We start from the raw sequence: 24,951 nt of genomic DNA on the forward strand, positions 1-24,951 counted from the left end.
CATTTTTCTTGTTGTTTTCTTCCTCCGCTGCCACCACTGTCTCCCTTAGATAAATCCTATGCGCCGCTTTTCGCCGCCTTCACGTTCCCGTGCAGGTGTTGTGCGCAAAGCCGCCAGCAGACTGGCCTGGTCCAGCCTTTCCTTGCCAGAGCGTGCTGCGAGCCTTGCACCTTCCCGCACAACGAAAGCAACGTCGGACAACGGTCGTCCAGCGAGTTCTTGCGCCAGCGGCTTGGAGTCCACGTCTGACTCCTTCGGCAAAGCTGACAGCAGCTTGTCCAGCAGCGACTGCACCTCGATCTCGCTTGCAAAGTCCACCTTGATGACATGATCGAAGCGTCCCCGGCGCTGGATGGCGGGGTCGATCATGTCGATTCGGTTCGTCATCGCGATGATCAATACCTCGTTCTTCACGGCCTCCGGGATGCGCCGCAGGAACTCAGCCACCTCTTCGACGCGGTGATGGCCCGATCCCATTTCGCGGTCAGCAAGAAACGCCTCCATCTCGTCGATCACGAGAACTGATGGCGCGTTTTCCATCGCCTTGTCGAACACCTGTGCGACCTTCTTGCTGGTCTCGTGGATGTACGGGCTGGCCACGCTGGATGCGTCGATCTGGAAGCTTGGCCACCCGAGGAAATCAACCAGTCGCTCGACCGCGAAGGTCTTGCCGGTGCCTGGAGGGCCGTACAGGATCACGGCTGATGGGAATTCAATACCGAGCGCCTTGTAGCGGTCGCGGTGCAGAATGATGTCGACGATGTGCTCGTTGAAGAAGGTCGCAAGTTCGGGACGCCCGGCGAGTTCGAAGACCTTGTTGGGCTCCGGCTCGGCGCGTTCGACTTTCTCCACCTTCTCGACGGGAGCAACTTCCGTCTTTTCGGCAGGAGCCGCTGGCTTGCGCTCCAGCGGCATGATTTCCGCGACTTCGAAGCCTGCCGCCTGCACGACATCCTTCAGGTGGCTCGCGCCCAGCCAGCTCATGGTCTGGCGGAGACGGCGGAAGGAAGTGGCCGGAATGCTGGTGCCGCCCGTCAGCCAGTAGCCGAGCACGACGTCATCGCCAGCTCTGGAGCTGATGCTGTAGGTTGGCAGCAGCCGCGTGATCTTCTCAACGTAGAGCGCATCCTGGAGCGCCGAATCCGTATCGATATCGCGTGTTGCCTTCAACGCAAGAGCAAAGGCGAGCGCCTCGGCCTTGGTGTCGGGTGATTTCGCCTCGCTGACCGGGCACAGCGTCTGGCTCGGACCGCAGGAGATGGACCTAAGCTGCTGATCGCCGAACTGGAAGGCGTTGAAGGTCCCGTCATCGATCAGCCCGGCATCTAGCCAATGATCCGCCAGTGCGTCGCGTACGACGAGCGCCCGCCCACCGCCTTGGGTCTCAAGGATCTGCCAGTCTGCCCCTTCAAACAGGGCGACGCGCGCCTTCGCACCGTCGGGCAACTTGAAACCGATGGGAAGCCACGCATCGAGTGCCATGGGTCAGCTCCGCACGATGTTCGCGCCAGCAAGCATGTCGTCTTCACCCGCAGAACCGATGCGGATGGAGTCGAGATGAGCTACTACGGCACGAAGCTTGTCGATGTCATTGGCCTTCAACGCCTCCGCTCCCGCAGCCACCAGCTGGGCATGCTCGCGGGCATCTGGGAAGAGGTAGGTATCCTCGGCCAGCCACTTGAAGCGCTCGATGACGAACCAGTCCTGACGCCACAGGATCATGAAGTTGCGACTGCGCAGATCATCCAGGTGCGACTCGAAGTCGCCACTGTTGTTGTCAATCGAGCGCTGCGCCGTCTTGACCAAGTTATCGAAAGACGAAGCTTCGGTGGGCCTGGCGTGCTGACGCACGACCTTGTCGAAGAAATCGACTGCCTTGTCCAGTTCCAGCTGGCGAATGTCCTTCAGATGCTCCTTGCGGGTCAGCGCCAGCAGCCGCTTGGCCTCCTGGACGTGATCCATCGCTTGCTTGGCCGTCTCGGGGTCGGCCTCGTCAGTTTTGATAGTGCTCGCCTGCTCGAGCTTCTCGCGAGCCTGCTCAAGACGTGGGTCATCGACCTTGGACGCCATCTCGTCGAGCCGCTGCAAGGTGTGGTCCGACTGTTCCTGGATGTTCTTCGCCTGGTTGGTGTAGTCGACCTTGCCTTCCTGGCTCGAGTAGAAGTTACGCCCGCTCTGGAACGAACCGCTGATTGAAGGGACTGAAACCTCCAGAACGATGTTGCCAGAGTCGAGCACTTCGTACTCGCAAATCAGCTCGGCACCGGCGGCAATGACGCCGTCGTCGAAATCCGTTCCCTTGATCTCGAACATGCCGATGAAGCGGTTGTCGTTGATGGGGTCGGAGATGTCGCCCTCCCACAACTTGAACTTGATCGACCCGGCACTTCCAGCCTTGAGAGACTCGCCTGCCTTGAAGGTCTTCTTGCCTTTCTTGGGCAGCTGATCGCCCTCACGAACGAGATAATCCAAGCTCAAGCGACCGCCCACCTTGTCGCGCGCTTCCACGCCGACGGAATGCGATGCCGGGATTGCATCGATGCTAGCCGCGGTGCGTGCAATGACAATCTTGTCTTCGCGCAGTGACACGGGCCCACCGTTGGAATCGAACACGAACACCTTGAAGGTGTTATCGCCAGGCTTGGTCAGGTTGAGTTCGATACCTGCGCCATCCTTCAGTGCGATGCGTCCGGAGGACCACCCGGTGTCCAGACTGTCGATCTGAAACTCGACTCCGGCCGGAGCAGCACTTCCCAGTTTGGCGACGATCTTTGCCTTCGAGTCCGGCGTGCGCGCGATGTAGTTGAACGACAGATCAAGCGCGCCACCGGCGCTGATGGCTCCTCGGGCGCTCTTGCGTCCACGGCTTTGCGACGCCCAATCGATGGACTCGGCGAAGACCGCTGCGCCTTCCGCAACGGCGGTCATCGGATTCACATCAGTGGACGGGGCAATGCCGAGCTCGAAGGCCACCTTGTCACGCAAAGGCTTGTAGTGGGTTGGGCCACCCACAAAGACGACACGCTCGACGTCGTGTGGGCTCAATCCAGCCTTTTCGAGGGTTTCGCGGGCGGACACGATGGACTCTTCCACCTTCGGTCCGATCAGGCCGTCGTATCGTTTGCGATCAATGGTGATGTCGATGTAGATCTCCTCACCCGCCTGATCGCGGACACCGAGTTCGGTCTCGGGCAGACTGACGACGGCCTCTTCCTTCTGCGACAACTCGATCTTTGCCTTCTCTGTCGCCCACGTGGCCATACGCAGCAGGGACTTGAACTGTGGATTGGTCGTCAAGTCTTCCGGAAGATCAAAGTTTTCCAGCAGCCACGGCTTCACGATGTTGTCGAACAGAATCCGGTCGAAGTCGCGGCCGCCGCACATGGCGATGCCACCGTGTGCGAGAAGTGTCACACGGCCGGAAATGCTCTCTGCAATTGCGATGTCGAGCGTTCCACCGCCGAGGTCGTAGACAACAAATACACCGTCGTTCTTTCGCTGCCGCATGACGCTCATCACGGCGGCTACCGGTTCTTGCATCAAGGCCACACGCCCGAGCCCAGCCGCATCAGCGGCAGCCATCGTCGAGTCCTTCTGCATCTGGTTGAACGCGGCTGGAACTGTAATGACAGTGCCGGTGTCGCCATCGCCCCGAATCTCTTCCGGCAGGTAGCCGTATAGCGCACGCAGGACCTCGGCAGAGCATTCCTCTGGCGTCATGGTGAGGTTCACCGCCGGCAGCTTGACCGGCGTGCTCGTACCTATGAGCCGCTTGAACAGCACCGCCGCATTGTCTGGATTGCGGGCGGCATTGTTGTAGGCGCGCGAACCGACGTACTTGTTACCACGCCGGTCGATGAAGATGGCCGACGGCGTGACGTCGTGCTGTTCTGGACTCTTGTAGAGCCGGATCGACTCGCCGTCGAAAGAGCAGATGGCACTGTTGGTCGTGCCCAGGTCGATACCGACGTACTTCATGCTTCCACCTTCCTGAGCATTACCGTGCCTTGTTTGCGCAGGCCGTTCGGCCCCATGATGATTGGCTCCACCATCTGATCGACGAGCAACACGTCGTCAGGGCCGAAGTCCCCGAGATTCAAAGCAGATGCCGCCATACCCGCGTCGTAGTGCTGCCCCTCGACGTTGACCAGCCTGAGGCCACTCGAGTCGAGGCTCTCCTCGAGCTTCTTCTGGAAGTAGCGGAGCTGATTGACATAACGGCCCGACTCACCCGCATCGAGTTTGCTGACGACCTTTCCGAACAGACGCGAGAAACGCCAACTCTCGACAGCGATGTCGATCAGGGATTGCTCCATCTGCTCACTGCTTTCGGCCTGCTGGGTCATCAAATCCTCCTGTGGTTACGTCTTATCGGCTTTTCCGCCCTGCGTTTGCTGCTGAATCCATTCAGTGATCTCCGCCTTGGAGAACCGCCATGTCCCACCAACCTTGAACGCGGGGATCTTCTTGGCTGCGGCCAGCCTGTAGATCGTCCGGTCCGTGACCTTCAGGAACTCTGCGACCTGCTTGAGGGTGAGGATCTCGCCCTCGCTGGTACTTGTAGGCATGGTGATGGCCAGTCTAGGTAAAACTATGACAGAATAGTGCAGAATTTTCAGGGCAGCAATGACATACGTCACGGCGGTCACCCCGCTGTGTGCTGCCCGAGGGCTTTGCTGTAAAAAGGAAGCGGCCCCCGAAGGGGCCGCCAAGTTCAGCAACGCTCAATGCACCAACTGCCGGGCCAGTGCCACCTCCACCGAGTCGCCGTCCTGGTTCAGGACATCGAGTCCGGATTCGGGCACGTCGCCCGATGTGCTCTGCGACACCATGATCTTCTTGGCCATCAACCCCAGGCAGGTCATCTGCGAGGAATTGGCGTAGCCGAGGTAGACCACGCGCACCGGCTGCTTCTGGCCGATGCGCCATGAGCGCCGGGCGGCCTGCTGCAGCGAATACACGTTGTAGCCGGACTGGAGGAACACGATGGTCGGGAACTCCAGCAGGTCCAGGCCGGTTTTCACCAGCTCGGGATTGGTTATGAGCACGTCGATGCCACGGTCCAACTGCTCGGCGATCCAGTCTTCGCGGCGGGAGGCATCCACGCTCGCGCGCAGTACCGCCACCTTGAAGCCTTCCTGCTCCAGCAGCACCTTCAAACGCGACGTGGTGTCGCGGGTGCCGGTGTAGACCGAATAGACCAGGGTCTTGCGACCTTCTGCTTTCTCCTGCTTGCAGATCTCGATCAGCTCGCGTTCCTTGGGCATCACCTCCAGCTCGTTGAACTGAGCCGGGACGAAGGCCAAGGTGTTGCGCGTGCGCGGATGCACCACCGTTTCCGACCGGAAGCAGCAGTCCGGCCAAGCCAGCAGCACGTTGAGGACCACACCGAGCAGCGTCGTGTCGCGCTTCGCCAGGGCCTGCTTCAGCTCCTGGGTCAGGCGACCCGCCAGATCGCGATAGGCCGCAGCTTGCGCCGTGTCCATCGCGACTTCGCGGAACTCCTCGTCGTAGGGCGGCAGCACATTTCCGCCGATGTCCTTCAACTTGAGGAAGACCGTGAACGGCAGGACGCAACGCAGCACGCCCTTGGGACCGAAACCCGGCGCCTTGACCGTGCGCACCGATACCTTGGTGCCCTTGGCTGTCTTGTGCGCCGTGCCGGTGCTCTCGGAATAGATGTCCTTGAGCACCCCGTGATCGCGCATGAACGCCATCGCGGCCGACGTCATGCTGCCGTTCTTCGTCGGCCGGTAGCCATCTTCGATCATCCGCCCCGGCAGGGCTCGGAACAGCAGGTGGAACAGGTCGTCGCCGTAGCCGCCCATCAGTGTGCCGGTGAGCAGCAGCGTCTTGCGCGCCTTGGCCGCCAACACCCCCATGGCCTGGCCCTGAGCGGAGCCGCCGTTCTTGTACTCGTGCGCCTCGTCGGCGATGAGCAGGTCGAACGTGCCTTGGGGAAGCTGCCTCTTGATGAACTCGGACGGCTGGTAGCCGCCCTCGCCGAAGCCGAACTCCATGTTGGCCATCGCACGTTCCATGCGATGGGCTTGCCGGTCCGAGAAGACCAGCTCGCCGTTGCCATCCATCAGGTTGATGAACTCGTGGATGTTGTCCCCGAGCATCGACGCGAGGAAGGCGTCGCCGAACTTCTGCATCAGCTTCTGCGCGGTGACTTCCCCGATGGTTGGAATACGCTTCAGTGCCTTGAGCACGGTCGAGGACTGGTCGCTGGCGGACAGGCCTCTGGGACGGATCAACGACCACAGCGGTGCACGGCAGTGGCTGCATTTGCGGCGGGACTCCTCGGCTTCGAGTTCGACCGGGTTGATCGGCTCGCCGTCGAGGTCGGTGATGACATGCCCGCAATCCGGGCAGGCCCCCACGTCGCCGTGAGGCGCGCGCCGCCGAACGAAGACAGGTTTCCAGTGGAACCCCATCCGCATCCGCACGCGGCCCAGGACGAAGAACTCCTGCCCCTGCGCCGGCACGCCCAACTGCTCGCGCAGTTTCAGCAGCTTGACCAGCGTGTCCGGGCCATTGAGCACCCAGACCTTGGCACCGGCCACCGTCTCCTGGATTTCGCGCCGCCACTTGTAGACCAGGTGGGGTGGCGAGAGCACCAGGGTGCGGCGGTAGCCTTCGGCGTTGAGCATGGCGGCCGTGGCGATGCCGACGGTCGTCTTGCCGCAGCCCATCTCGCCATTGACGATCGCGGCGCGTTCGCCGCGATCGACCAACAGCTCGGTGACGGCGTGGACCACATCGGCTTGCGCGGGGAACAGCTTGCGCTTGAGCGCGGCGAGGATCAGTTGCCGATGCCCCCGCACCTGGCCGGTGTAGACAGGAGGATTGGCGCGGTTGAGCGAGTCGAGCAGCTCGTCGCCGAACTCGGACACGAAGTCCTGCAGGCTGAGCGTGAGGGGTGAAGCGGCCGCTTCGAGCAGGTCGCCCTGCACAGCGGTTTCGGGAACGGTTTCGAGATCGAGGGACATGGTGATGCTCCAGAGCAATGGGGCATGTCACCTCCCCCACGGGGCGGTGACATGCCCCTGGGTGGGAAGAAAGACGCGGCAAAGAAATGTGTATGTGCCGCTGGATGCGGATCAGTATTCGCTGGGCAGCAGCAGCGTGGTGAGGCTGCGATCCCATTCGGTGATGATCCAAAGCTTCAGGTCGCGCGTGACCTGGTAGGACGAGAACAGACGATCCTCACCGGATTGCAGCGCGGCGTCGTTCTGCCGTCGATCGCTGTCGTCCAGGTCGCCCCAATCGCCATGAAGATGGCGGCGCAGGTACGGCGAGGGGTTGAGCCGGCCCTGTCGGACCAGCTCGTCAACGCCGGCGGTCATGACCACCTGCCCGGGCGAAAAGCGTGCTTGTGACGCGAGGTTGAGGACTGCGAGTGCCATGGTGGTTTCTCCTTCTGGAAGAAGGGGCCACGGCACCCCATCGGGGCGACATGACCCCGGTGGGTGGATGAAAGCGACGGCGAACCGTCAGGGAACAGCGATCAGCGGATGGTCAGCACTTCGCCCCACGTAGGCGAGCCCAGCGTCAAGTCCCATGCACGAATGACCGGCACGAACTTGTCGGTGAGGATGCGCGTCTCGGCCACGGAGCCGTCGTCGCGTTCGGTGTATTCCGTCTGGAGGGTCTTCTCCTTGTGGGTATCACCTTTGACGACGAGCACGCGCCCGCTCTTGGACTTCACTACGCCGGAGATCGCGCCTGCGGCCAAAGCCAGGGCGAGATGCCAGTGCGACAAGGCCCGCGCGGGTGGACGCAGCGATTGCTGCGCGGCGCCCAGGTGCATATCGAGCGCCGGCCAGAGTCCTTGTAGCCGGCCGACTTCATCGGCGAACTGCTCGGGCTCCATCGTCACGCGATAGAAGTGCTCCGGCTCGGCCGGGCTGGCAGGGACGGTGTACGGCAGGAACGGCCATTCGAGCGGCAGTTCCTCGGCTTCGGCGTCACCCTGTCCGATCTGCAGCAGCAGACCGCGCACGGCGTTGGCCGACTCCGACGCCTGGTCGCGCTGGCGAACCCGGCGACCGAAGATCACCACCTGCTTGAACTGCGTCTCCACTGCACGGTAGATGCGCAGGTCGGCGAAGTGGCGCGTCAGCCATCCGACCAGTTCGGCGTCGAGCACGTAGGACGGCACGATGAAGATCAGCACGCCGCCGTACTGCAGCAGCGGCAGCGCCCGCTGATAGAACAGCTTCTCCAGCCGCGCACGGCCCTGGCCCTGATAGCCGATGTTGCCGTTCACGTCCTTGCTCAGGTCGCCATACGGCGGGTTCAGCCACAGCAGCCCGAAGGACTGGCGCGAGATCAGCGTGTCCATCAGGTCACCTTGGATGCAGCGATCGACCAGTTGCCGTGCGTGGCGGGCGCGCTCGGCGTCGTACTCGACGGCGAAGGCCTGGACCTGCTCGCGCCCGAGGGCGTGAGCGGCTTCGGCGATCGCCACGCCTTCGCCGGCGCAGGGATCGAGGATGGACATGGCGCCGGGAGACGGCGCCAGTGCGGACAAGGCCCGCTCCAGCGTCGGTTCGTCGGTGGGGAAGTAGCCGTTACGGATGAAATTGCGCGCCAGGCGCGGAAACATGAGTGTCATGGATTTCTCCTGGTGATGGATGAGGGAAGGCGGGCACGCGCGGCGCGCATGCCCGTGGGGATGGCTCACGCCACACGCCGAAGCGGTGCGTTCGCGGCCAGTTCGTACTGCGTGGCGCCGAGGGTGCCGTTGCGGATCAGCTCGCCCAACGCCTTCGTCAGCGCCGGGACATCGAGGGCCAGCCGATGGCCTTCCAGCGGCCCGAGGGCCAAGGGAAGACCGGTCAGCATCCGCCGTGTCTGCAACACCTCCAGCACGGTGTCGCGCCAGTGGTCGAGCAGTGGCAGCGGGCAGGTGTCCTGCACCAGCGTCCACAGCCGGTCGAGCCGGTGAGCGGAATCCCTGGGCAGAAGCGCCAGCGCGCTGGCGTTGGCCTTGTCTGGCTTCACGCAGCGACGATCGAACAGCCACACATTCGTCAGCGAACCGAACAGCGTTCGCCGATAGGCACGGGTGATGCGCTTTTCCAGGTCCTCGACGTTGCCGACGAAGACCGGGATGGATGCGCCCTGCTCGGTGATGACGTGGAACTGATCCAGTCCCTGTTCATCCCGGCCGAGGGTCAGGCGGGCGAGGAACTCCTGAACGGCGGTGTCGCGCGCCCAGATCGAGAGAAAGACGAGATTGCCCTGCTCGTCACCGACGCAACCGTCGGCCATGAGGTCGGGGCATTCGTCGATGCGGTACAGCGGTTTCGCGGAAGAAGGTGCAGGCATGGTGATGTCCTCTTGAAAATGAAGGAGCAACCACAGCCCGCGGGGCCATGCTCGCCCCGGTTGGGTGGAAGGAAGATGCGTGCCGCTAGACAGCGCGCCCCGCGTGGAAGCGGTGAACCCGCTCGCGCCACTCAGGGCTTTGCACCGGCGCCATGTCGAGATAGCGCAGCGGGCACGAGTAGTAGTACGGATGCACGGACTCGTCGAGGGACTTGTAGCCCCAATCGCCGCCCGAGCTTTCCAGCAGATGGCAGCCGATGTAGCAGACGGACTCACCGGCCACGAGGCCCATGACGCCCGCCTGCCTGGCGGTGACGCGAACCACGGTCCACAGAACGTCGCCGTCCAGCGTGTGGTCGATGACTTCGCAGCAAGCGTGTTCGGACGCCTGCGGAGCGATCAGCTCGCGGATCAACCGATCGCGCGTCTGACGTACGAAGGTCCAGCCCATGAAGGTCTCCTTGAAGAAATGGCCGGAGCCCTCCCCGTCGGGGGAGAACCCCGGCGGGTGGCGGAATGCCGCGCAAGGCGGCGGATGGATCAGGCAGCTTGGAGGTGCCAGTCCTGGGACAGCGGAGCGAACTCGTAGCCCAGCTTGTCGAGACGGTCGCGCTGCTGACGCAGCACACGACGATCCACGGTCGCATCGAGCTTCACGGTCTCGCCCAGGGGCCACAAGGCACCGAACAGCGCCGCGTCGTCTGCCTCGGCCGAGGCCGCAGCGGACACGGGACCCGGTTCGCTGCCGAACGGCGTGGTATCGACCAGGGGATCGCGCGGACTGCGCGGCTTCGCCTTCGGCTTGGCCGGGGGCGATGCCGGCTGGGGCGTCTGCGCTTCCTCGTCGATCGGATCGACTTCCTGCGGACTCAGCCGGCGGGCTTCGTCGCGGCTCAGGGCGTCGATGTTGGACAGCGTCATCCCGCCCAGATGGGCGCGGATCTCGATGACCATGCGGCCGTTGGCGTTGTACGTGGATGGGCGAATCTCGACGATGACGAAATCACCGTCGTACTTGCCCTCGCGGTATTGATCGAGTTCGGCGTTCTTCACGACGAACTCGCCGATCGAGGTCGCCAGGCGGCCGACGTTGAAGTCGCCGTTCCTGCCGTGGATGGTCTTGATGGCCAGTTGGCCGGGGATGGTGATCATGAAGGCCTCCTGCGGGCGAAGAGAGGACAAGGCCCCGAGGATGGGGCCTTGCGGATCAGAACGACTCGGCAACGGCCAATGCGGGGGCATCGGCAGCGTCGTCGGCAGCATCGGCGACGGGCTCGGAAGGCTCCGGTGCCGAGGCTTGCTGCGCGGCGGGCGCGTCGGACGTCACAGGGACTTCCGGGTCCCGCTCGTCGGTCTCGGTCGGCTTGGGTTCGGCCTTGTAGACGAGCTTGCCGTCGACCTTGATCCAACTGACGAACAGCAGGCGGGCCTTGAGGCTCACACCCTGCTCGCCGGCACGCTTGCCCTTGGAGTAGGTGAAGGTGTCGGTCCACAGGTCGCCCAGGCGGAAGCCGATCATCACCTTCTTCTCGGCGTCGACCGCCTGAATGCAGCGGCGCACCAGGTGCTGAGCTTCCGATCCCGATACGCGCGTGTCGAAACGCACATACGAGACGTCATCGCTGGGACCGTTCAGGGCTGCGATGTCGCAGGCCAGGAACGCATCGCCTTTCTTGGGCTTCACTTCGCGGATGCGATTGAGATACCCGAGGCCGGTGATGTGCAGATCGAAGTAGGACTTTTCGGTGGAAGTGGTCATGGTGAATCTCCTGGGAACAATGAGGCGGAGACACACCCGACCCAAGGCGGGGAAGGTGTGGAACCCCCGCGTGGGTTGATGGAACAGCTTGGTGGCATCGCCATCGAGAACCGATGGCCGTTCGCGCATGGATGCCGGTGCGAACTGGAGTGATCAACGCGGTCGGAACCGCATCGCAGCCTTGAAGATCGTGGCTGCCTGGGCATGTCGCTGACGGACGTCAGCGGAACATGGCCGGAAGCGTGGCGCCGGGACGGCGCGCAGGCGAGCGGCAATCGGCACTCGCGGCTGTCCGCATTGCCGGGAAGAAAGAGGCCCCCGGAGCGGGGGCCAGGGATGGGCGGTCAGTTGCCGCTGGGCGTGGAAGGAACCGCCTGCAGCGACAGGTGTGTCGCGGTGGCGGACACGTCGAGGTCGTCCTCGCTGTGCAGGATGCGCGCAAACACGCCCTCCTGCGGATCGAAGAACTCGCCGAAGTCGTCGCCACCGAACTCGGCGCGCGCCAGCTCCCACCAGTCATCGAAGGCATCGACATCCGGGTTGCAGCCAGCGGCATAGGCGATGGTCTTCTGGCGACCATCGGGTCGGCGCTCGCCGCACTCGGCCAGGAAGTACACGCCCTGATCCTTGACCAGGATGACGCGGCATTGATTCGCCACCGCTTCGGCGAGCACGGGCCGCAGCTCCGTGCCTTTGAATCGAACAGTCATGGGTGTGATCTCCAGGGGGCAGGAAAAGAGGCTTCCCGCCGCGAGGGCGGGAAGCTGCTGTGAGATCAGTGCCGGATAGCCTTACGACACGACAGGCACTGCACGCGGATGCGCCGCCAACTCCCGTCGTCGATCAGCCGTTCCAGCGTCTCGCCGAGGGTGTCGAAGAACACCTCATCGACCCGTTCGACCAGCTCGCCGTCGCGGTGCAGCTCCACCGCGTAGAGGTCGAGGCCACGCTCATACAGCACGGTGACGCGACCCTGGAACTTCGTCGTGGCGACGGTGAAGCCGATGGCCGGCGGCGTGCGGATGATGTCGGCGGGCAGCGGATCGACCCAGGTGATGTCCCGCGCGCCGGCATCCACCAGCATGTGGGTGACGCGCCGGAAACCGTCGGGAGCGGGCAACTGCTCCAGTTGGTCGACCAGTTCCTGCAGCTCGGGGCAGCGGGGCTTGGGAATCGGCAGCTTCGCCGGTGCGGACCCGAGCACCAACCGCTTCACCGTGTAGGGCTGGCCGTCGGCGGTGAACTCGGTCTGCTCCTCGGGCGTGTCCGCCCGCTGACCGTCGAAGCGGCGTCTGACATAGGGTTCGACCTGCACCTTGGCGCCCTCGTCGGGCACTTCGGTCACGAGCGTGCGATCGAGCACCGCGAACTCGGCTCGTCCCGTCTTGACGACGATGGCCTCGTCGGTGGTGGCGATGACCTTGCCCTCGAAAGGCTTCGGGTCGATGTGAAAGCCCAGCGTCGAAACCTTGGGCTGGCCGTCGAAGATGTTGAATTTGAACGAACGGACGTTGGAAGGCACATGACCGACAACGAGCGTCGGCATCTGTGCGCGGATGGCTTGGGTATCCATGGGGAGACTCCTTGTGGCAACCAAGGGACTCCCGCCCGCAAGGGAGGTCTGTCCCTTGAGGGTGAGGTGGATGGACGCGGGTGCGCCCGGAGAACGAAGCAACCAGCACGGCGAACCGCGCCGCAGTCTTGAAGGTCTCGACTGCCTGGGCATGCTGCCGGCAACGCCAGCGAACATGCGGCCAGCGTGCGGCACATGGCGGCGACCGTCCGTTGGGAATCGGCAATGCGCCGGCACCGCGTTCCGCGAAAAAGAAGAGCCCCGACGTGGGGGCTCGAATGGGTTGCGGGTTACTCGTCGTCGTAGAGCGTCAGCCCGTCCAGCACTGGCGCGTCGGCATCGAACACCAACATGCGAACGTCGGCGAGCGCAGCCAGGTGCAACACTTCCACGAGGGACTCCGGCACGCCCTTGGCCCGGTGCTCCTGCCGCAGCTCTTCGGCGGTGATGCCCTCGACATGCTGCAGGTTCGCATCCGTCCAGGGCGTGGCGACCAGCTTCACGCCGACCGCCGGGCTGTAGGGAATGCGGAAGGCCACGAACAGAAAACCGCTCGGCGTGGCGATGTCCGCCAGTTCGGCGAGGAAGCGACCGGCCTCCTCGGTGATGTGCGCCGAACTGATTTCCCAGGCACGGCTGTAGAACCCGGTCTCGAAGCGCAGGCGGCGTACCACCTCGCGCGCGGCTTCCTCGGAGTAGGTATCGCCGACGTGCAGCGGCTGGCCGGCTTCTTCGGCCATGACGGCGTAGACGAGGTTTCGGGCGATACCGTGGCTGGGGCACTGCGCGTCCAGCTCGGGCGGCACGTTCTGGCCCTCGGTGATCAGCGCGAAGTCGTCGCAGAAGACGCAGGCATGGCGCTCGACCTGGCTGTCCGGCAGGTGCGACTGCGAGACGTGCAGCGGCAGATAGCTCAGCGGGCAGTCGTCGTCGTAGGAAATCGCCAGCAGCCGCTGCACGGACAGGCCATCGTAGCCGCGGACGAAGGGTTTTTTGGAATGAGACATGGGATTCCTCCAGCAGAGGATGGCCGAGGCAATCCCCTGCCGGGGATTGAACCCCAGCGAGTGGATGAAGTGGCAGCCGGTCAGCCGGCCGCGGCGTCGGGCCGCCCTGGTGGCGGGCGGTGCAGGTCAGTGGAAGATGCTGATTCGGGACATGGCCGCTCCTGCGAAAGGAAGGAGGGACATGGCCCCGAACGGGGACGCATGTCCCTCGTGGGGTGGGATGAAAAGACGGCGGGTTGCCAGGCGCGGCTCACCAGCCGTTGTAGTGCAGCGTGAGGTCGGCGATGACCTGGCGCCGCTCCAGATCGAGGCCGCCGAAGTCGGACAGCCCCTCGAAGCCGCAACGCTTGAGCATCGCGCCGCCCTCGCGGGAGTTGTAGAAGCTCACCATCGCGGACAGGAACATGCGTTGACCGCTGCTCAGCACGCCCAAGGCGTCGTTGAGCATCAGCATGTTGGGCCGCAGGTCCCACTTGGTGGTGGCACGCTGCAGACCTTCGCGTGTGCCGTCGCCGAACCACTCGTGACCGGCGATCTGCGCGCCGCGCTTCCAGGCCTCGAAGAAGGCCTGCGGTGCAGCGTCGAAGTGCGCCTGTTCCAGCGCCATCTGATCGAGCACGTCTTCGGGTAAAGACAGATTCATGAGAGAACTCCTTGAAGGGTGGGAATCAGGCGTGAGCGCGCTGTGTCCAGGCATGGGTATCCAGGGCGCGCTGTGCTGCGAGGTGGTTCGGGAAATACTCGACGGACTCCCGCGATACCGGGCCTTCGTCGTCTTGTGTGCCGATGTAGTGGCCGGCCGCGCTGCGCAGCACCTGTAGCGGCAAACGCTTGCCGGTCCAGGTCAGCGCCAGCGCACCACTGCGCACTGCGGTTGCAGAGGAAGATGCGGAAGGTTCAGACATGCCGTGCTCCTTGGTGGGTCGGGGAGCACGCATCCCGCAGGGGATGGGGTTCCCCTCGGGTGGTTGAGAAAAGTGCATCGTCGCCAGGCCGGCGAGCGTCCGCGGTGGGCGATGCGAAGCGGACTGGATCGGTCGACGCGGCGAACCGCGTTGCAGTCTTGAAGACCGAGACTGCCAGGGCATGCCGCTGACGACTGTCAGCAACGCATGGCGTGAGGATGGGCGCGAAGCATGGCTGCCGTCGCAGGGAAAACCGAATCGCGGACGGCCCGCTTTAGGGCAATGGCCCGCGTCACGGGACAAGGCAAAGACCAGGGCGCCGAAGGCCACACGGGCCTTCGGCTGAAGAGAAAGGAAAACCACCTGTGGGCTGCGTCAGCGCAGGCCGTCGTCAAAGCCGTTCGCTGCGTCAGCAATCGCACCCGGCCCGTTTCGTGGCTGGGGCCGGAAACCTCTGGCGTGCATCCACACACAAAGGGAGCCCGATGTTTCGCCGGCGGGCACCGGCACGGAATACCCTCGGCCCAAGGGGCCTCCTCACGGCTCGCGCGGCGGCAAGGCGTCAGGAAGCCCCTCGTGACCGAGGCAAGGCACACCGATCAAGGGAATGGCGGCGGGCGCGATTCGTGGAGCAATGACCTTCTCGCCCCGTCGCCCGACGGCGGGCAGACGGGGCGCGCACACCGTTGCAGAAGGAGACGCGCGCTTTGGAGTCCCGCGCGGTGCGGGACGTTTGCCTCGCCGCCAGTGAAGTGGCCGGCGCGGCAGGGGGAAGCGAGGATCAGGACGCCTTGGAGGCAGCGCACCGCTTGCGCGGTGCGCTGCGCCGGCCCGTCGGGGACTCGATCGGCAACGTGCCCTTGCAGTCCGGGTAGCGCGAACAGGACCAGAACGCGCCGCTCTTGCCCGTGCGCTGCTGCATCGGTGCGCCGCACTGCGGGCAGGCCGGCGCCGGCGGCAGCTTGAGCGAGAGCGTTGCGCCGCGGTACTGCTGCACGAGCTGGCCGACCCACACGGACTGCTTCTCGATGAAGGTGTCCAGCGCCATCTGGCCGGCCTCGATCATGTCCAGCGCCTGCTCCCACACCGCCGTGGTGCCGGGGTCGGCGATGGCCGAGGGCACCGCGTCGATGAGCGTGAATGCCGCATCGGAAGCGCGGACGGCGCGGCCTTTCTTGACCAGGTAGCCGCGACCGATCAGACCGTTGATGGTGTTGGCGCGTGTCGCCTCGGTGCCGATGCCTGTGGTATCTCGCAGCTTCTGTTTCAGCCGCGGGTCGGTCACGAACTTGGCGACAGTCTTCATGGCCTTGATCAGCTCGCCCTGCGTGTAGGGCTTGGGCGGCAGCGTCTTCAGCGCCTTGAGATCCACCTTGCCGACCGGACAGGACAGGCCCGCATGCAGCGCCGGCAGCACCTGGCTGCGCTGCGCATCCTCGCCGTCGGCATCGTCCGGCCCCGGCGTCGCCAGCACCTCGCGCCAGCCGGTGACGGCGATCTGCTTGCCCACGGCCGCCAGCGACTGACTGCCGCACGAGAACTGCGCTACCGTCCGGTCGAACTCATGGTGCGGGAGGAACTGCGCGAGGTAATGAGCGCGGATCAGCCGGTAGACGGCCAGTTCCTTCTCGTTCATGGCCGACAGGTTAGCGGGCTCCAGCGTCGGGATGATGCCGTGGTGAGCCGTCACCTTGCCGTCGTTCCAGGCGCGCGAACGCTGGTTGCGGTCGAGCTGGCCGATCAAGGGCCGCAGGCTGGGATCGGTGGCGAGCAGTGCATCGAGCACCGCCGGCACTTCCGCGAGCATGCTTTCGGGCAGGTATCCCGAGTCGCTGCGCGGATAGGTCGTCGCCTTGTGCGTCTCGTACAGCGCCTGCGCGATGTCCAGCGTCTCCTGCACGTCGAGGCCCAACTGCTTGGAGCACACCTCCTGCAGCGTGCCCAGGTCGAACGGCAGCGGCGGTGCCTCGCGCACGCGCTCGGTGTCCACCGACACGACCTGCGCATCGCGTGCGGCGCGAATGCAATCCGCAGCCTGCTGCGCCACCGGCTGCTGAAGGCAGCGACCCGCTGCATCGGTGCTGCCTTCGGGCGGTATCCAGCTCGCGGTGAAGGACCGGCCGGCATGGGATAGCAGCACGTCCACGGCCCAATACGGCACAGAGACGAAGCGCGCGATCTCGCGATCACGATCCACCACCAACTTCAGCGTCGGCGTCTGCACGCGCCCCACCGACAGCACGCCGGTGTAGCCGGCCTGCCGACCTAGAAGCGTAAACAGCCGGCTCAGGTTCATGCCGATCAGCCAGTCGGCACGCGAGCGGGCCAGGGCCGAGTAGTACAGCGGCAGCGTCTCGGCGGACGGCTTGAGCGCACCCAGCGCCTTGCGGATCGACGCATCGTTGAGCGCCGACAGCCACAGGCGCTGAATCGGCCCGTGGTAGCCGCACAGGTCGATGATCTCGCGGGCGATCATCTCGCCCTCGCGGTCGGCGTCGGTCGCAATCACCAGCTCGCCCGCCTTGGCGACGAGCTGCTGCACGACCTTGAATTGCGCCGCGGTCGCCGCCTTGGGCTCGACACGCCAACGCTCAGGAAGAATAGGCAGTTGCTCGATGGCCCAGCGCTTGTATTGATCGCCGTAGCCTTCGGGCGGAACCGCCTCCACCAGATGACCGATGCACCAGGTCACGACGACACCGGCGCCACTGTAGCAGCCGTTGCCGCGGTGGCCGGCACCCAGCACACGGGCGATGTCCTTGCCCTGGGACGGCTTCTCGCACAGGAACACGCGCATGAAGCCTCCTTGAAAATGTGCGGTTCATCGGATGGGCGTCAGCTTGGCGGGGCCAGGAGATGCCGGCAGCAAGGAAGCCGATTGATGCAGACACCGCTTTGTGATCGGCAGGCGGTCCGTTGCCGCAGCAGTGCGCATAGACCGCAGGAGCTGGCACAGCAAGAGCGTCGTTTCGGGAGGGCGGCTGGAACTCTGTGGACGACCTTGGAGCTATCCCCTGGGGATAGCTCGCTGGTGCATCGCGGGCGTATGACGGTTGCTACAGCCGCCCTCGGGGGACCGGCGATGGGCGAACTACTGTCCGCCGGCCGGCTTGGCGCTGAGCGCCACCGACTCGATGCGGTACGGCAGGATGCCCACGCGCCGCGCCTCGACCTTGAACGTCACGCGCTCGTTCTCGTCGGCGTCCTCCCATTCGTCGCGCACGGTGCGGCCCTCGACCAGCACCCGCATACTTTTCTGGTACAGCGTCTTCCAGTGCTCGGCGTCGCGGTGCCACAGCTCCACGGGCGCCCAGAAGCCGCCGCGATCTTCGTACTCGCCGTCCTTCTTCGGGATCGGGTTGTCGAAGTAGACGTTCAGGCGAAGCAGCCGGCGCGGCTCGTCGTTGCCGTTCGGGAATTCGCGGTAGTCCGGCGCAGAACCGATGTTGCCCTCGCCGACGAAGTGCGTGCTCATGGTGACTCCTTGGTGGTGGGTGGAACGGACGCGGTATGCCCGTGGACGCGCCGCAGGTAAGCCGCTTCGGCCTGGGCGGCCTTGCTGGCGCATTCCAGGGCTTGGCGAGCGATGCTGTGGGTCAGGCTGATCTGCATGTTCAGCACGATGCGCTGCAGTTCCATCGCGTACAGCTCGTCGATCAGCGAGGCCGGCGTCGCGGGGTTGGCCAGCAGGGCCTCCCACAACGCCACGCCCATGGAGGAACGGTCGAGGTTGCGCCAGCGCAGGAAGGTCGTCCCTGCGCCAGTGGCCTGCTGGGCCAGTTGCACGTCGAGCAGGCTGAAGGGGTAGGCGCGCGCCTGGGGCAGCACGCGCCGCTGCGCCAGGCCAATCACGTCGTCGCGCAGCGCTGCGCACTGGCTGGCCCAGGTCTCCAGACTCCCCTTACCCTTAAAAGGCTGTAAAAGGCCTTTTAGGTAGCCTGCGTGTTCCAGCCGCTGGAAGTCCGCCTGTTCCAGCGCCACGAAGCGCGTGGAGTGGCTGATGGGGGGCGATGCCGTCATGCGTCAGCACCCTCATTGCCCGTCGCTGGATTGGCTGCGCCATCCGTGTGAGCCGGCGCATCGGGCTCGATGGCGGGCGCAGCATGCGGCGTGCCGGGCTTGGTCGTCCGCCGCGCGATGGGTGGCGCGAAGCGCGAGCGGCGCGTGCCTTCCAGCACGTCCTGCGGCAGCTCGCCGAACTTCTCCAACGCCGCTCGCGCCGCGGCGTTCTTCGCCGCGAAGTCGTCGCGCGTCGTGCCCGAGTAGCGGTACTGCTGGGCCAGCGAGAACAGGCTGCGCAGCGCGTGCGCGCCATCATTGAGCCAGCGCTCCAAGGTGCTGCGGTCGATCAGCGCCGTGTGGTGCGCCAGGATGAGTTTGCGCGCCAAGTCGTCGTAGTCGGCCAGCAGGTACACCGCCATGAAGCCGAGCTGGGCGTTCACGAACAGCGGCAGCTTCACCGGCTGCACGTTCATGTTCTCGCCCAGCGACAGCGCCGGGGGCACGTCGGCCAGGGCCTGATCCACCTGTTCGCGCAGGGTCTGCAGACGGGTCTTGGTGTCGGCGAGTTTGTCCTCGATCCGCAACATCCACCAGTCCGAGTACGGATCGTCCTGCTCGGCGCCGCGCTTCATCTTGTTCATCGCACTGATGAAGCCGTTGAGTCCGATGATGCCGGCGCGCCCCTCGGTCGGCGCACGGCCGTGCCAGATGCGCGAAGCGTGGTGCGTGTGCAGCGTCAGCGACATCGCGCTGCGCAGCGACCCGAGATTCAGTTGCAGGGGTTCATTGGCCATGGGTGACGACTCGCATTAACGGAACGAGTCGCCAGCATCGGCACCGCCCGGAAGGCCGTCAGTCAACAAACCGCAATCGGCGTGCGCCCGGTTTGTCGGTGGCGGGAAGGCTGGCTGTCCCAGCTATCCCCTGGGGATAGCCTCGCGGCGGGTAGCGACGGCAAGCGCCGCCTGCTGTCCCAACTGTGCAATGAAACCTTCGAGTTGGCCGTCGGCAACATCGGCATGGCGGCCGGCGGCGATGTCGGCCCAGCCCATGCAAGCTGCTTCCTGCAGCGCCTTGAGTTTGGCTGCTTCAGGCTCCTTGGTATTCATGGTGAATCTCCAGTGAGGAAAACCTCCTTCACTCCCGTGCCGGCGGCCACTGCTGCGCGGCGTGCAACACGCGCAGGATGGACACCGCGCGGGTGTCCTCCATGTAGACCACCACGTAGTTCGCACGCACGACCATCTCCCGCGTGCCGGCCACGCGGCCAGGCCGGTAGAGCTTCGGGCGCTCCGGCAGCTTCGCGGCCTTGGCCTCGATGTCGTCCTTCAACCGCTGCGCGGCATCGGGGTTGTCGTCCGAGATGTAGTCAACAATCGCCAGCAGGTCGGCGCGGGCAGCTTCCCGCCACTCAAGTACGCGCACGCCGCTTCCTGTCGATCAGGGCCTGCGCCTCATCCATGACCTGCTGGTGCGGCACCGGCGGCCGTGTGTCGGCCAGCGCCTCCTGGACCTTCGCCCGGAACCAGGCATCGTAGGCCTCCGGGTCGGCCGTGAGGCCAGCCGGCAGTGCGCCTTCCTTGACCACACGGGTCAGCAGGATGCGCACGGCGTCCGAAACGGTGAGGCCGACCCCGGCGAGTTTCTCGGCTGCATCGGCCTTGAGCTTATCGTCCACGCGGATGTGCAGCATCGAAGTCTGTGCGGCCATCGTTGCTTCTCCTGTTATGCATTAGCCCCTATTTTGTATCTCAATTGAGACCTTGGCAAGAGTGTAGCCGGATTGACCCGCCGGAAGGCTCCCTGTCCCAGCTATCCCCAGGGGATAGCTCGGCCGGTCACGGGTCGCGCAGGGCCGCCCGCAACCGCGCCAGGTGGGCGCGCGCCACTTCGGGGGATACCGGCGGTGCCGATGGCGCCGGTGCCGGTGCGGGTGGACGGGAAGCAGGCGGCACCGTGGCGCTGTCGCCCGCCCAGGCCTTGAACTCCCCACGGATCGCCTTCTGGATGATGCCGAACAGGTAGCCAGCCGGGTTGCGCACCGAGCTGTTGCAGCAGCGCGCCTCCCATTCGTCCAGCACCGCCTGCCGCAGGGCTTCGTCCACCTGCCGCAAGGCCACCAGCGCGCCGGACTGCTGCTCGTGCTTCAAACGCTGGAAGCGGTCTGGCAGCCGCAGGTTCTGCAAGGCCCTCGCGCGCGGTACTGTACGTACTTCATTTATACGATCATTACGTACTGTACGGTCCTGCTTCGGAATCCGAAGAGAGCCGTCCGGCGCGGGTTTCGGCCCTGCTTCGGATTCCGAAGACGGGCGCGCAGCATTCCGAAGAAGGGCTTCCTGGCCTTCTTCGGATTCGTGGTCCGCACCCTCCTGTGGATAACCTGGCGTCGTCCAGCCATGCCGCGCCATGCGCTGCGCCAGCACTTGCAGGCGGGTCGGCAGCGTGCGCCCGCTGAGCAGCGGGTCTTCGGCGATCTCCCGCAGCGTGTTCATGCCCACGACCTGCACCGCCTTCGCCGCGTGCGTGAGCGCCTGACTGACCAAGCCCAGGTAGTCCGGGTCGAGCTGCATCGCCTCGAAGGGCGACAGCGGTTCGTCGTGCAGCACGTAGAGGTTGCCTTGGATACGGCCGGTCCTGGGATCGCGCCGCCGCCGCACCAGGCTGAGCCAGCGTGTCAGCCGCAGCAGCGTCAAGGCGCGCGCCACGGTCTCGTGCGAGGCTTGCGACGCACAGGGCATGGACGCCAGATAGGGGCGGAGCTGGTCGTAGGTAGGAAAGGCGGTCACGCCGTCGTCGTTGAGCTGCAGGCGGAACACCTGCCAGGCATTGCGCTCCAGCGGCGTCAGGCGCCGGTCGAGGAACAGCGCGCGCGGGACGCTCTCGTGCCGGTTGCCGCTGTAGAGAAAGCAGTCCTGGCTCGGCGCCGTGCCCTGCGCCGGTTCCTTCGGCTCAAGGTGCCGCAGCGCCTCGTCGAACAACGCCGACAGCGCAACCGGGCCATCGCGCCGTGGTGCGCTGCCCGTGGTCATGGCTACACCAGCCCCTGGTCGATCCAGTTCCGTATCGCCGACCAGATCACCGACATGGGCAGGGTCATGGCCTCGGCCAGGTCCATGGTCAGCGCCAGCATCGCCATGTCGTCGGTCAGGGCGATATGGCGCTCGGTGACGCCGGCCTTCCAGCGCTCCCACAAGGCCACGTCCTGCGCCTCGTCGAGTACCGGATGCCGGCCCTTGCGCTTGGGCAGCCCGAGGATGTCGCGGCGCAGCGCCACTTCCTGATGCGTGAGGCCGTAGAACTTGCTGACCATCTCCGTGCTCGCCCCCAGGCGCAGCATGCGGTCCACCGTGGCGATCTCCCGCTCCACGTCGTGCACCTGGCTCAGCAGCCGCTTCAACACCTCCTGGTTCACCGACACCGAACACCATGACACCGTGGCATTCACCAGCATGCTCACGAGTTCAGGGTGCTTCAGCGCATCCAGCTCCTCCTCGCCGAAGCCCATGGCCTTGCAGCGGCGCAACTGGCCGTTGCGCAGGTCATGCAGGGCCTGGGCGATCACGGCCTGGTTGAGCGGGTGCGGTGCCGACATGCGAGAGCCTCCTGCGCTCAGGATTCCTGGCCCGCTTCGCCGGCTTGCAGGTCCAGCAGCCGGCGCGCCAGGCGCAGCAGACGGAACAGCTTCACCAGCGCAGCATCGCTCAGGCGTGTGGCCGAGCCGCCGTGGCCATGCAGCAGCGCCGCCAGCTCGTCGGCCAGCCGCGCGCGGTCCAAGCCGTTCGCGGCAGGCGGCGCCGCACTCAGCGCATGCAGCAGGGTGAGCACCGCCCGCGCGAACGCCGGCAGCGCTTTCGCCTGGCCCACGGCCGGCGCCACGCAGACGAAGCCGATGCCGCCGTCGATGGCCTCGATGTGGTCGGCCACCGCCGCGTCCCCGGCAATCTCGCGCGCGAACTGCGCGATGTGCACGCGCAGGCGATCCGGCGCGTCCAGCCCCGGCTCGATATACCAGACGTCCGAGATGGGATAGAGCCCGCCAGCCTGCACGGGGATCGCACGCAGCGCGTCGACCTCGAAGTCGGGCAGCTTGTCGCCGAGCTGGTCCGCGACCATCCGTTGGATGGACAGCAGGCGCTCGGTGGTCGGTGCCGGTGTCACGATGTGCCCTTGCAGACGCTCGTCGCGTTGCCCGTACTGTTCCTCCGGCGCTCCGGGCGGTGCAGGCGGTGTTGCTGCTGGCGCCGGAGGCGCGACCGGCGTGGTGTCGCGCGGCACAGACGAGGCGGGTGGCTGCCGAGGCGCGGAGACCGGCGAGGGCGGTGTAGCAGGCAAGACAGGTGCTGCCGGGGGCGTCGGCGCTGCCGGTTCGCTGGTCAGCGCACGCTGGCGGCTTTCGCTGTCGTTGATCTCCAGCGCCAGCGTGTCGTAGTCCGCCACCAGCAGCTCGGCCATCTGGCCCACGAGCTCGTCCTGCACCCGCTGCGGCGAGAAGTCGTCTGGCTGAGTGTCGAACTGCGTCAGCACGTCCTGAAACAAGGTGGCGAAGTCCACGGCCACGGTGCGGCCCAGCGCACGCCGCTCCCAGGTGCGCTCGCACGCCTTGCGCAGCACCGCGAGCCGGTCCACCTGATGCCGGCCCAATCCGCCGTACAGCAGCGTCGGGATCGCCGGCAGCAGATAGCGCACCGCATCGTTCATGCGGCTGATGTGCGACTGCGGCACCGGATAGCCGTCGGCAGTCAGCCGCCGCGCGAGTTCGCTCTGCGACAGCGCCTGGCCGCTTTCCTGCTCGTAGAACTCGCGCGCCTTCTCGATGCCCAAGGCCCGCTCGATGAAGGTCAGCCCGCCGCGCAGCTCGTTCTCGGCCAGATGCCCGGTCAGCGCCACGATTTCGCCGCGCGCCGGCCACGGGCGGAACAGGCACGCAATGCGGAAGAAGCGTTCCTCCTTGGTCTCGCTCCACAACTCGCGCAGGATCGCCAGCCGCGTGTTGCCGCCGTTGCGAATGATGTAGTGCGCCTCGCCCGGCCTGCGCGTGATCGCGGGGGGCGCGTCCAGCCCACGTTCGCGGATGGACGCCTTGATCTCCGCATAGGCCGGGTTGCGCGTCACGCGCGGGTCGTGGTCGTAGGGCCGCAACTGGTTCAGCGTCACCATCATCGGCGTGTCGGCGATGGGGTCGCTCAAGGTCGCGGCCGAAGGGCCGCTGCGCTCGAAGCCGGTGGCCAGCAGCTTGGCAGCCATGTCCTGCGGCGTCAGCTCAGCCACGGCCGTTCTCCTGCGCCTGCCGGTCGGCCCGGCGAAGTTGCGCGCGGGCATTGCGGTCGGCACGGTGGTCGCTCGCAGTCGAACTGGTGTAGATCGACGCGCAGCCTGGTTTCGTGAATTTCAGGTGCCCGCCGGACGTGCGCACCACGCGCCAGCCTTCGCCCAGCGCGAACTCGATCAGCGCGCGCAGCCGTTCACGGCCGCGCGCCAGTTCATGTGCGCTCGCCATGGCTGGCCCCTCCCGCATCGGCCCGGCCGGTGACCAGCGCGAAGCACTCCCGCCACGCGGGGAACAGCTCGCCGGCCAGCGTGCGCATGGTCTCCAGCGCCGCGGGCGCCGTGCGCCCAGCCGGCTGCCGGTACTCCACCCGGTGCACTGGCAATCCTCGTGTCGCAGCGCGCGGATAGGCTTCGATGGCCGGCACGTCGGTGCCCAGCACCTGCACGCCGGCCTGTTCCTGGAACACCTGTCGCAGCGCCTGCTGGACCAGCCGCGCGTTCGACGACACCGGATGCACACGGTTGATGAGCAGGCGCAGCGGCGGCGGCTCGATGCCCAGGTGCCGATACGGCGCGATGTCCTCGATCAGTTGCAGCGTGCCGCGCCGCAGCTCGCGCGCCGCGAGGATTTCCGGCGTCACCGGCGACAGCGCCAGGTCGGACGCCAGCACAGCCATCTCCAGCAGCACGCTGCGCGCGCCCTGGGTGTCGATCAACAGCAGGTCATAGTGCGTGCGGAAGACGGGCAGCAAATGGCGCAGTCGCAGGCGCCCATCCGGAGCGTGCAGCAGCAGCGTGTTCAGTTCGCCGCGGTCGTCGTTCGAGAGCACCAGGTCCAGGCCCGCGATCGCGGTGCGCGACACCAGTTGCTCGATGCGCCGCTCGTTGAAGGCCAGCATCTCGTAGATGCCGCCGGGCGCGCGCACGTCCAGCGTGAAGTAGCTCGACAGCGTGGGCTGCACGTCCAGGTCCAGCAGCAGCACGCGCAGCCCGGCATCGGCGATGAAGCCGCCCAGGTTGGCCGCAGTCGTGGTCTTGCCCACGCCGCCCTTGGTCGAAATGATGGACACCACCTGCATGGGCTTCTCCTCGTCG

General features: G+C 65.6%; 28 protein-coding genes. All 28 read right to left on the bottom strand.

Annotation, left to right across the window (positions count from 1 at the left end):
- Positions 1-45: 45 nt before the first annotated feature.
- Positions 46-1,482 (bottom strand): ATP-binding protein, encoded by a 1,437-nt coding sequence (locus CL52_RS14765; RefSeq protein WP_019751263.1) that lies wholly within the window; start codon positions 1,480-1,482, stop codon positions 46-48.
- A 3-nt stretch (positions 1,483-1,485) separates the two neighbouring features.
- Complete coding sequence (locus CL52_RS14770) at positions 1,486-3,978, bottom strand: Hsp70 family protein (RefSeq protein WP_019751264.1); 2,493 nt, start codon at positions 3,976-3,978, stop codon at positions 1,486-1,488.
- Positions 3,975-4,346: a hypothetical protein gene (locus CL52_RS14775; RefSeq protein WP_019751265.1), complete on the bottom strand. Its 372-nt coding sequence runs from the start codon at positions 4,344-4,346 to the stop codon at positions 3,975-3,977. Before CL52_RS14775 ends, CL52_RS14770 begins: the two co-directional genes overlap by 4 nt.
- 15 nt (positions 4,347-4,361) lie before the next feature.
- Entirely contained in the window at positions 4,362-4,640 is a 279-nt protein-coding gene (locus CL52_RS14780) for a helix-turn-helix domain-containing protein (RefSeq protein WP_305954240.1), read from the bottom strand.
- An 84-nt stretch (positions 4,641-4,724) separates the two neighbouring features.
- Entirely contained in the window at positions 4,725-6,995 is a 2,271-nt protein-coding gene (locus CL52_RS14785) for a helicase-related protein (RefSeq protein WP_019751267.1), read from the bottom strand.
- A gap of 111 nt (positions 6,996-7,106) precedes the next feature.
- Positions 7,107-7,412, bottom strand: coding sequence for a hypothetical protein (locus CL52_RS14790; protein WP_011805435.1), 306 nt, complete (start codon positions 7,410-7,412; stop codon positions 7,107-7,109).
- Between the two features lie 101 nt (positions 7,413-7,513).
- Positions 7,514-8,623, bottom strand: coding sequence for a DUF6094 domain-containing protein (locus CL52_RS14795; RefSeq protein ID WP_011805436.1), 1,110 nt, complete (start codon positions 8,621-8,623; stop codon positions 7,514-7,516).
- Positions 8,624-8,688: 65 nt separating this feature from the next.
- Entirely contained in the window at positions 8,689-9,339 is a 651-nt protein-coding gene (locus tag CL52_RS14800; protein ID WP_011805437.1) for a hypothetical protein, read from the bottom strand.
- An 85-nt stretch (positions 9,340-9,424) separates the two neighbouring features.
- A complete protein-coding gene (locus CL52_RS14805) occupies positions 9,425-9,790 on the bottom strand; it encodes a hypothetical protein (RefSeq protein WP_011805438.1) in 366 nt (121 codons plus the stop codon).
- Between the two features lie 89 nt (positions 9,791-9,879).
- Entirely contained in the window at positions 9,880-10,491 is a 612-nt protein-coding gene (locus tag CL52_RS14810) for a DUF3275 family protein (RefSeq protein ID WP_011805439.1), read from the bottom strand.
- A 55-nt stretch (positions 10,492-10,546) separates the two neighbouring features.
- On the bottom strand, positions 10,547-11,098 hold the full coding sequence (locus CL52_RS14815; RefSeq protein ID WP_019751268.1) for an STY4534 family ICE replication protein: 552 nt from the start codon (positions 11,096-11,098) through the stop codon (positions 10,547-10,549).
- 344 nt (positions 11,099-11,442) lie between these two features.
- Complete coding sequence (locus CL52_RS14820; protein ID WP_019751269.1) at positions 11,443-11,808, bottom strand: DUF3085 domain-containing protein; 366 nt, start codon at positions 11,806-11,808, stop codon at positions 11,443-11,445.
- A gap of 65 nt (positions 11,809-11,873) precedes the next feature.
- A complete protein-coding gene (locus CL52_RS14825) occupies positions 11,874-12,671 on the bottom strand; it encodes a hypothetical protein (protein ID WP_011805442.1) in 798 nt (265 codons plus the stop codon).
- 290 nt (positions 12,672-12,961) lie between these two features.
- Positions 12,962-13,678, bottom strand: coding sequence for a DUF5983 family protein (locus tag CL52_RS14830; RefSeq protein WP_011805443.1), 717 nt, complete (start codon positions 13,676-13,678; stop codon positions 12,962-12,964).
- A 250-nt stretch (positions 13,679-13,928) separates the two neighbouring features.
- Complete coding sequence (locus CL52_RS14835; protein WP_003141051.1) at positions 13,929-14,321, bottom strand: hypothetical protein; 393 nt, start codon at positions 14,319-14,321, stop codon at positions 13,929-13,931.
- A 25-nt stretch (positions 14,322-14,346) separates the two neighbouring features.
- Positions 14,347-14,583 carry a hypothetical protein gene (locus CL52_RS14840; RefSeq protein WP_011805444.1) on the bottom strand — a complete coding sequence of 79 codons (237 nt, stop codon included), beginning with the start codon at positions 14,581-14,583 and terminating at the stop codon, positions 14,347-14,349.
- Positions 14,584-15,364: 781 nt separating this feature from the next.
- Positions 15,365-17,380, bottom strand: a complete 2,016-nt coding sequence (locus tag CL52_RS14845) for a DNA topoisomerase III (protein ID WP_043221507.1) — start codon at positions 17,378-17,380, stop codon at positions 15,365-15,367.
- Positions 17,381-17,674: 294 nt separating this feature from the next.
- Positions 17,675-18,058 carry a single-stranded DNA-binding protein gene (locus CL52_RS14850; RefSeq protein WP_016852001.1) on the bottom strand — a complete coding sequence of 128 codons (384 nt, stop codon included), beginning with the start codon at positions 18,056-18,058 and terminating at the stop codon, positions 17,675-17,677.
- Positions 18,055-18,603: a DUF3158 family protein gene (locus CL52_RS14855; protein WP_017244812.1), complete on the bottom strand. Its 549-nt coding sequence runs from the start codon at positions 18,601-18,603 to the stop codon at positions 18,055-18,057. Before CL52_RS14855 ends, CL52_RS14850 begins: the two co-directional genes overlap by 4 nt.
- Entirely contained in the window at positions 18,600-19,379 is a 780-nt protein-coding gene (locus CL52_RS14860; protein WP_017244811.1) for a PFL_4669 family integrating conjugative element protein, read from the bottom strand. The genes CL52_RS14855 and CL52_RS14860 overlap by 4 nt, the downstream gene beginning before the upstream one ends.
- Before the next feature lie 123 nt (positions 19,380-19,502).
- Complete coding sequence (locus CL52_RS14865) at positions 19,503-19,694, bottom strand: hypothetical protein (protein ID WP_011805449.1); 192 nt, start codon at positions 19,692-19,694, stop codon at positions 19,503-19,505.
- A gap of 28 nt (positions 19,695-19,722) precedes the next feature.
- Positions 19,723-20,010 carry a type II toxin-antitoxin system RelE/ParE family toxin gene (locus tag CL52_RS14870; RefSeq protein ID WP_009618209.1) on the bottom strand — a complete coding sequence of 96 codons (288 nt, stop codon included), beginning with the start codon at positions 20,008-20,010 and terminating at the stop codon, positions 19,723-19,725.
- Entirely contained in the window at positions 19,997-20,296 is a 300-nt protein-coding gene (gene relB / locus CL52_RS14875; protein WP_009618210.1) for a type II toxin-antitoxin system RelB family antitoxin, read from the bottom strand. The genes CL52_RS14870 and relB overlap by 14 nt, the downstream gene beginning before the upstream one ends.
- Before the next feature lie 127 nt (positions 20,297-20,423).
- Positions 20,424-21,617 carry an STY4528 family pathogenicity island replication protein gene (locus CL52_RS14880; protein WP_017244810.1) on the bottom strand — a complete coding sequence of 398 codons (1,194 nt, stop codon included), beginning with the start codon at positions 21,615-21,617 and terminating at the stop codon, positions 20,424-20,426.
- Positions 21,618-21,619: 2 nt separating this feature from the next.
- Positions 21,620-22,180 (bottom strand): DUF2857 domain-containing protein, encoded by a 561-nt coding sequence (locus CL52_RS14885; protein WP_018076214.1) that lies wholly within the window; start codon positions 22,178-22,180, stop codon positions 21,620-21,622.
- 17 nt (positions 22,181-22,197) lie between these two features.
- A complete protein-coding gene (locus CL52_RS14890; RefSeq protein WP_018076213.1) occupies positions 22,198-23,856 on the bottom strand; it encodes a ParB family protein in 1,659 nt (552 codons plus the stop codon).
- Positions 23,849-24,085 carry a type II toxin-antitoxin system HicA family toxin gene (locus tag CL52_RS14895; RefSeq protein WP_013982111.1) on the bottom strand — a complete coding sequence of 79 codons (237 nt, stop codon included), beginning with the start codon at positions 24,083-24,085 and terminating at the stop codon, positions 23,849-23,851. The genes CL52_RS14890 and CL52_RS14895 overlap by 8 nt, the downstream gene beginning before the upstream one ends.
- The gene (locus CL52_RS14900; protein WP_018076212.1) at positions 24,069-24,935 is read right to left on the bottom strand and encodes a ParA family protein; all 867 of its coding nucleotides are present in this window, start codon (positions 24,933-24,935) and stop codon (positions 24,069-24,071) included. The genes CL52_RS14895 and CL52_RS14900 overlap by 17 nt, the downstream gene beginning before the upstream one ends.
- Positions 24,936-24,951 lie beyond the last annotated feature (16 nt).

Source organism: Stutzerimonas balearica DSM 6083, from assembly GCF_000818015.1.
GTDB lineage: Bacteria > Pseudomonadota > Gammaproteobacteria > Pseudomonadales > Pseudomonadaceae > Stutzerimonas > Stutzerimonas balearica.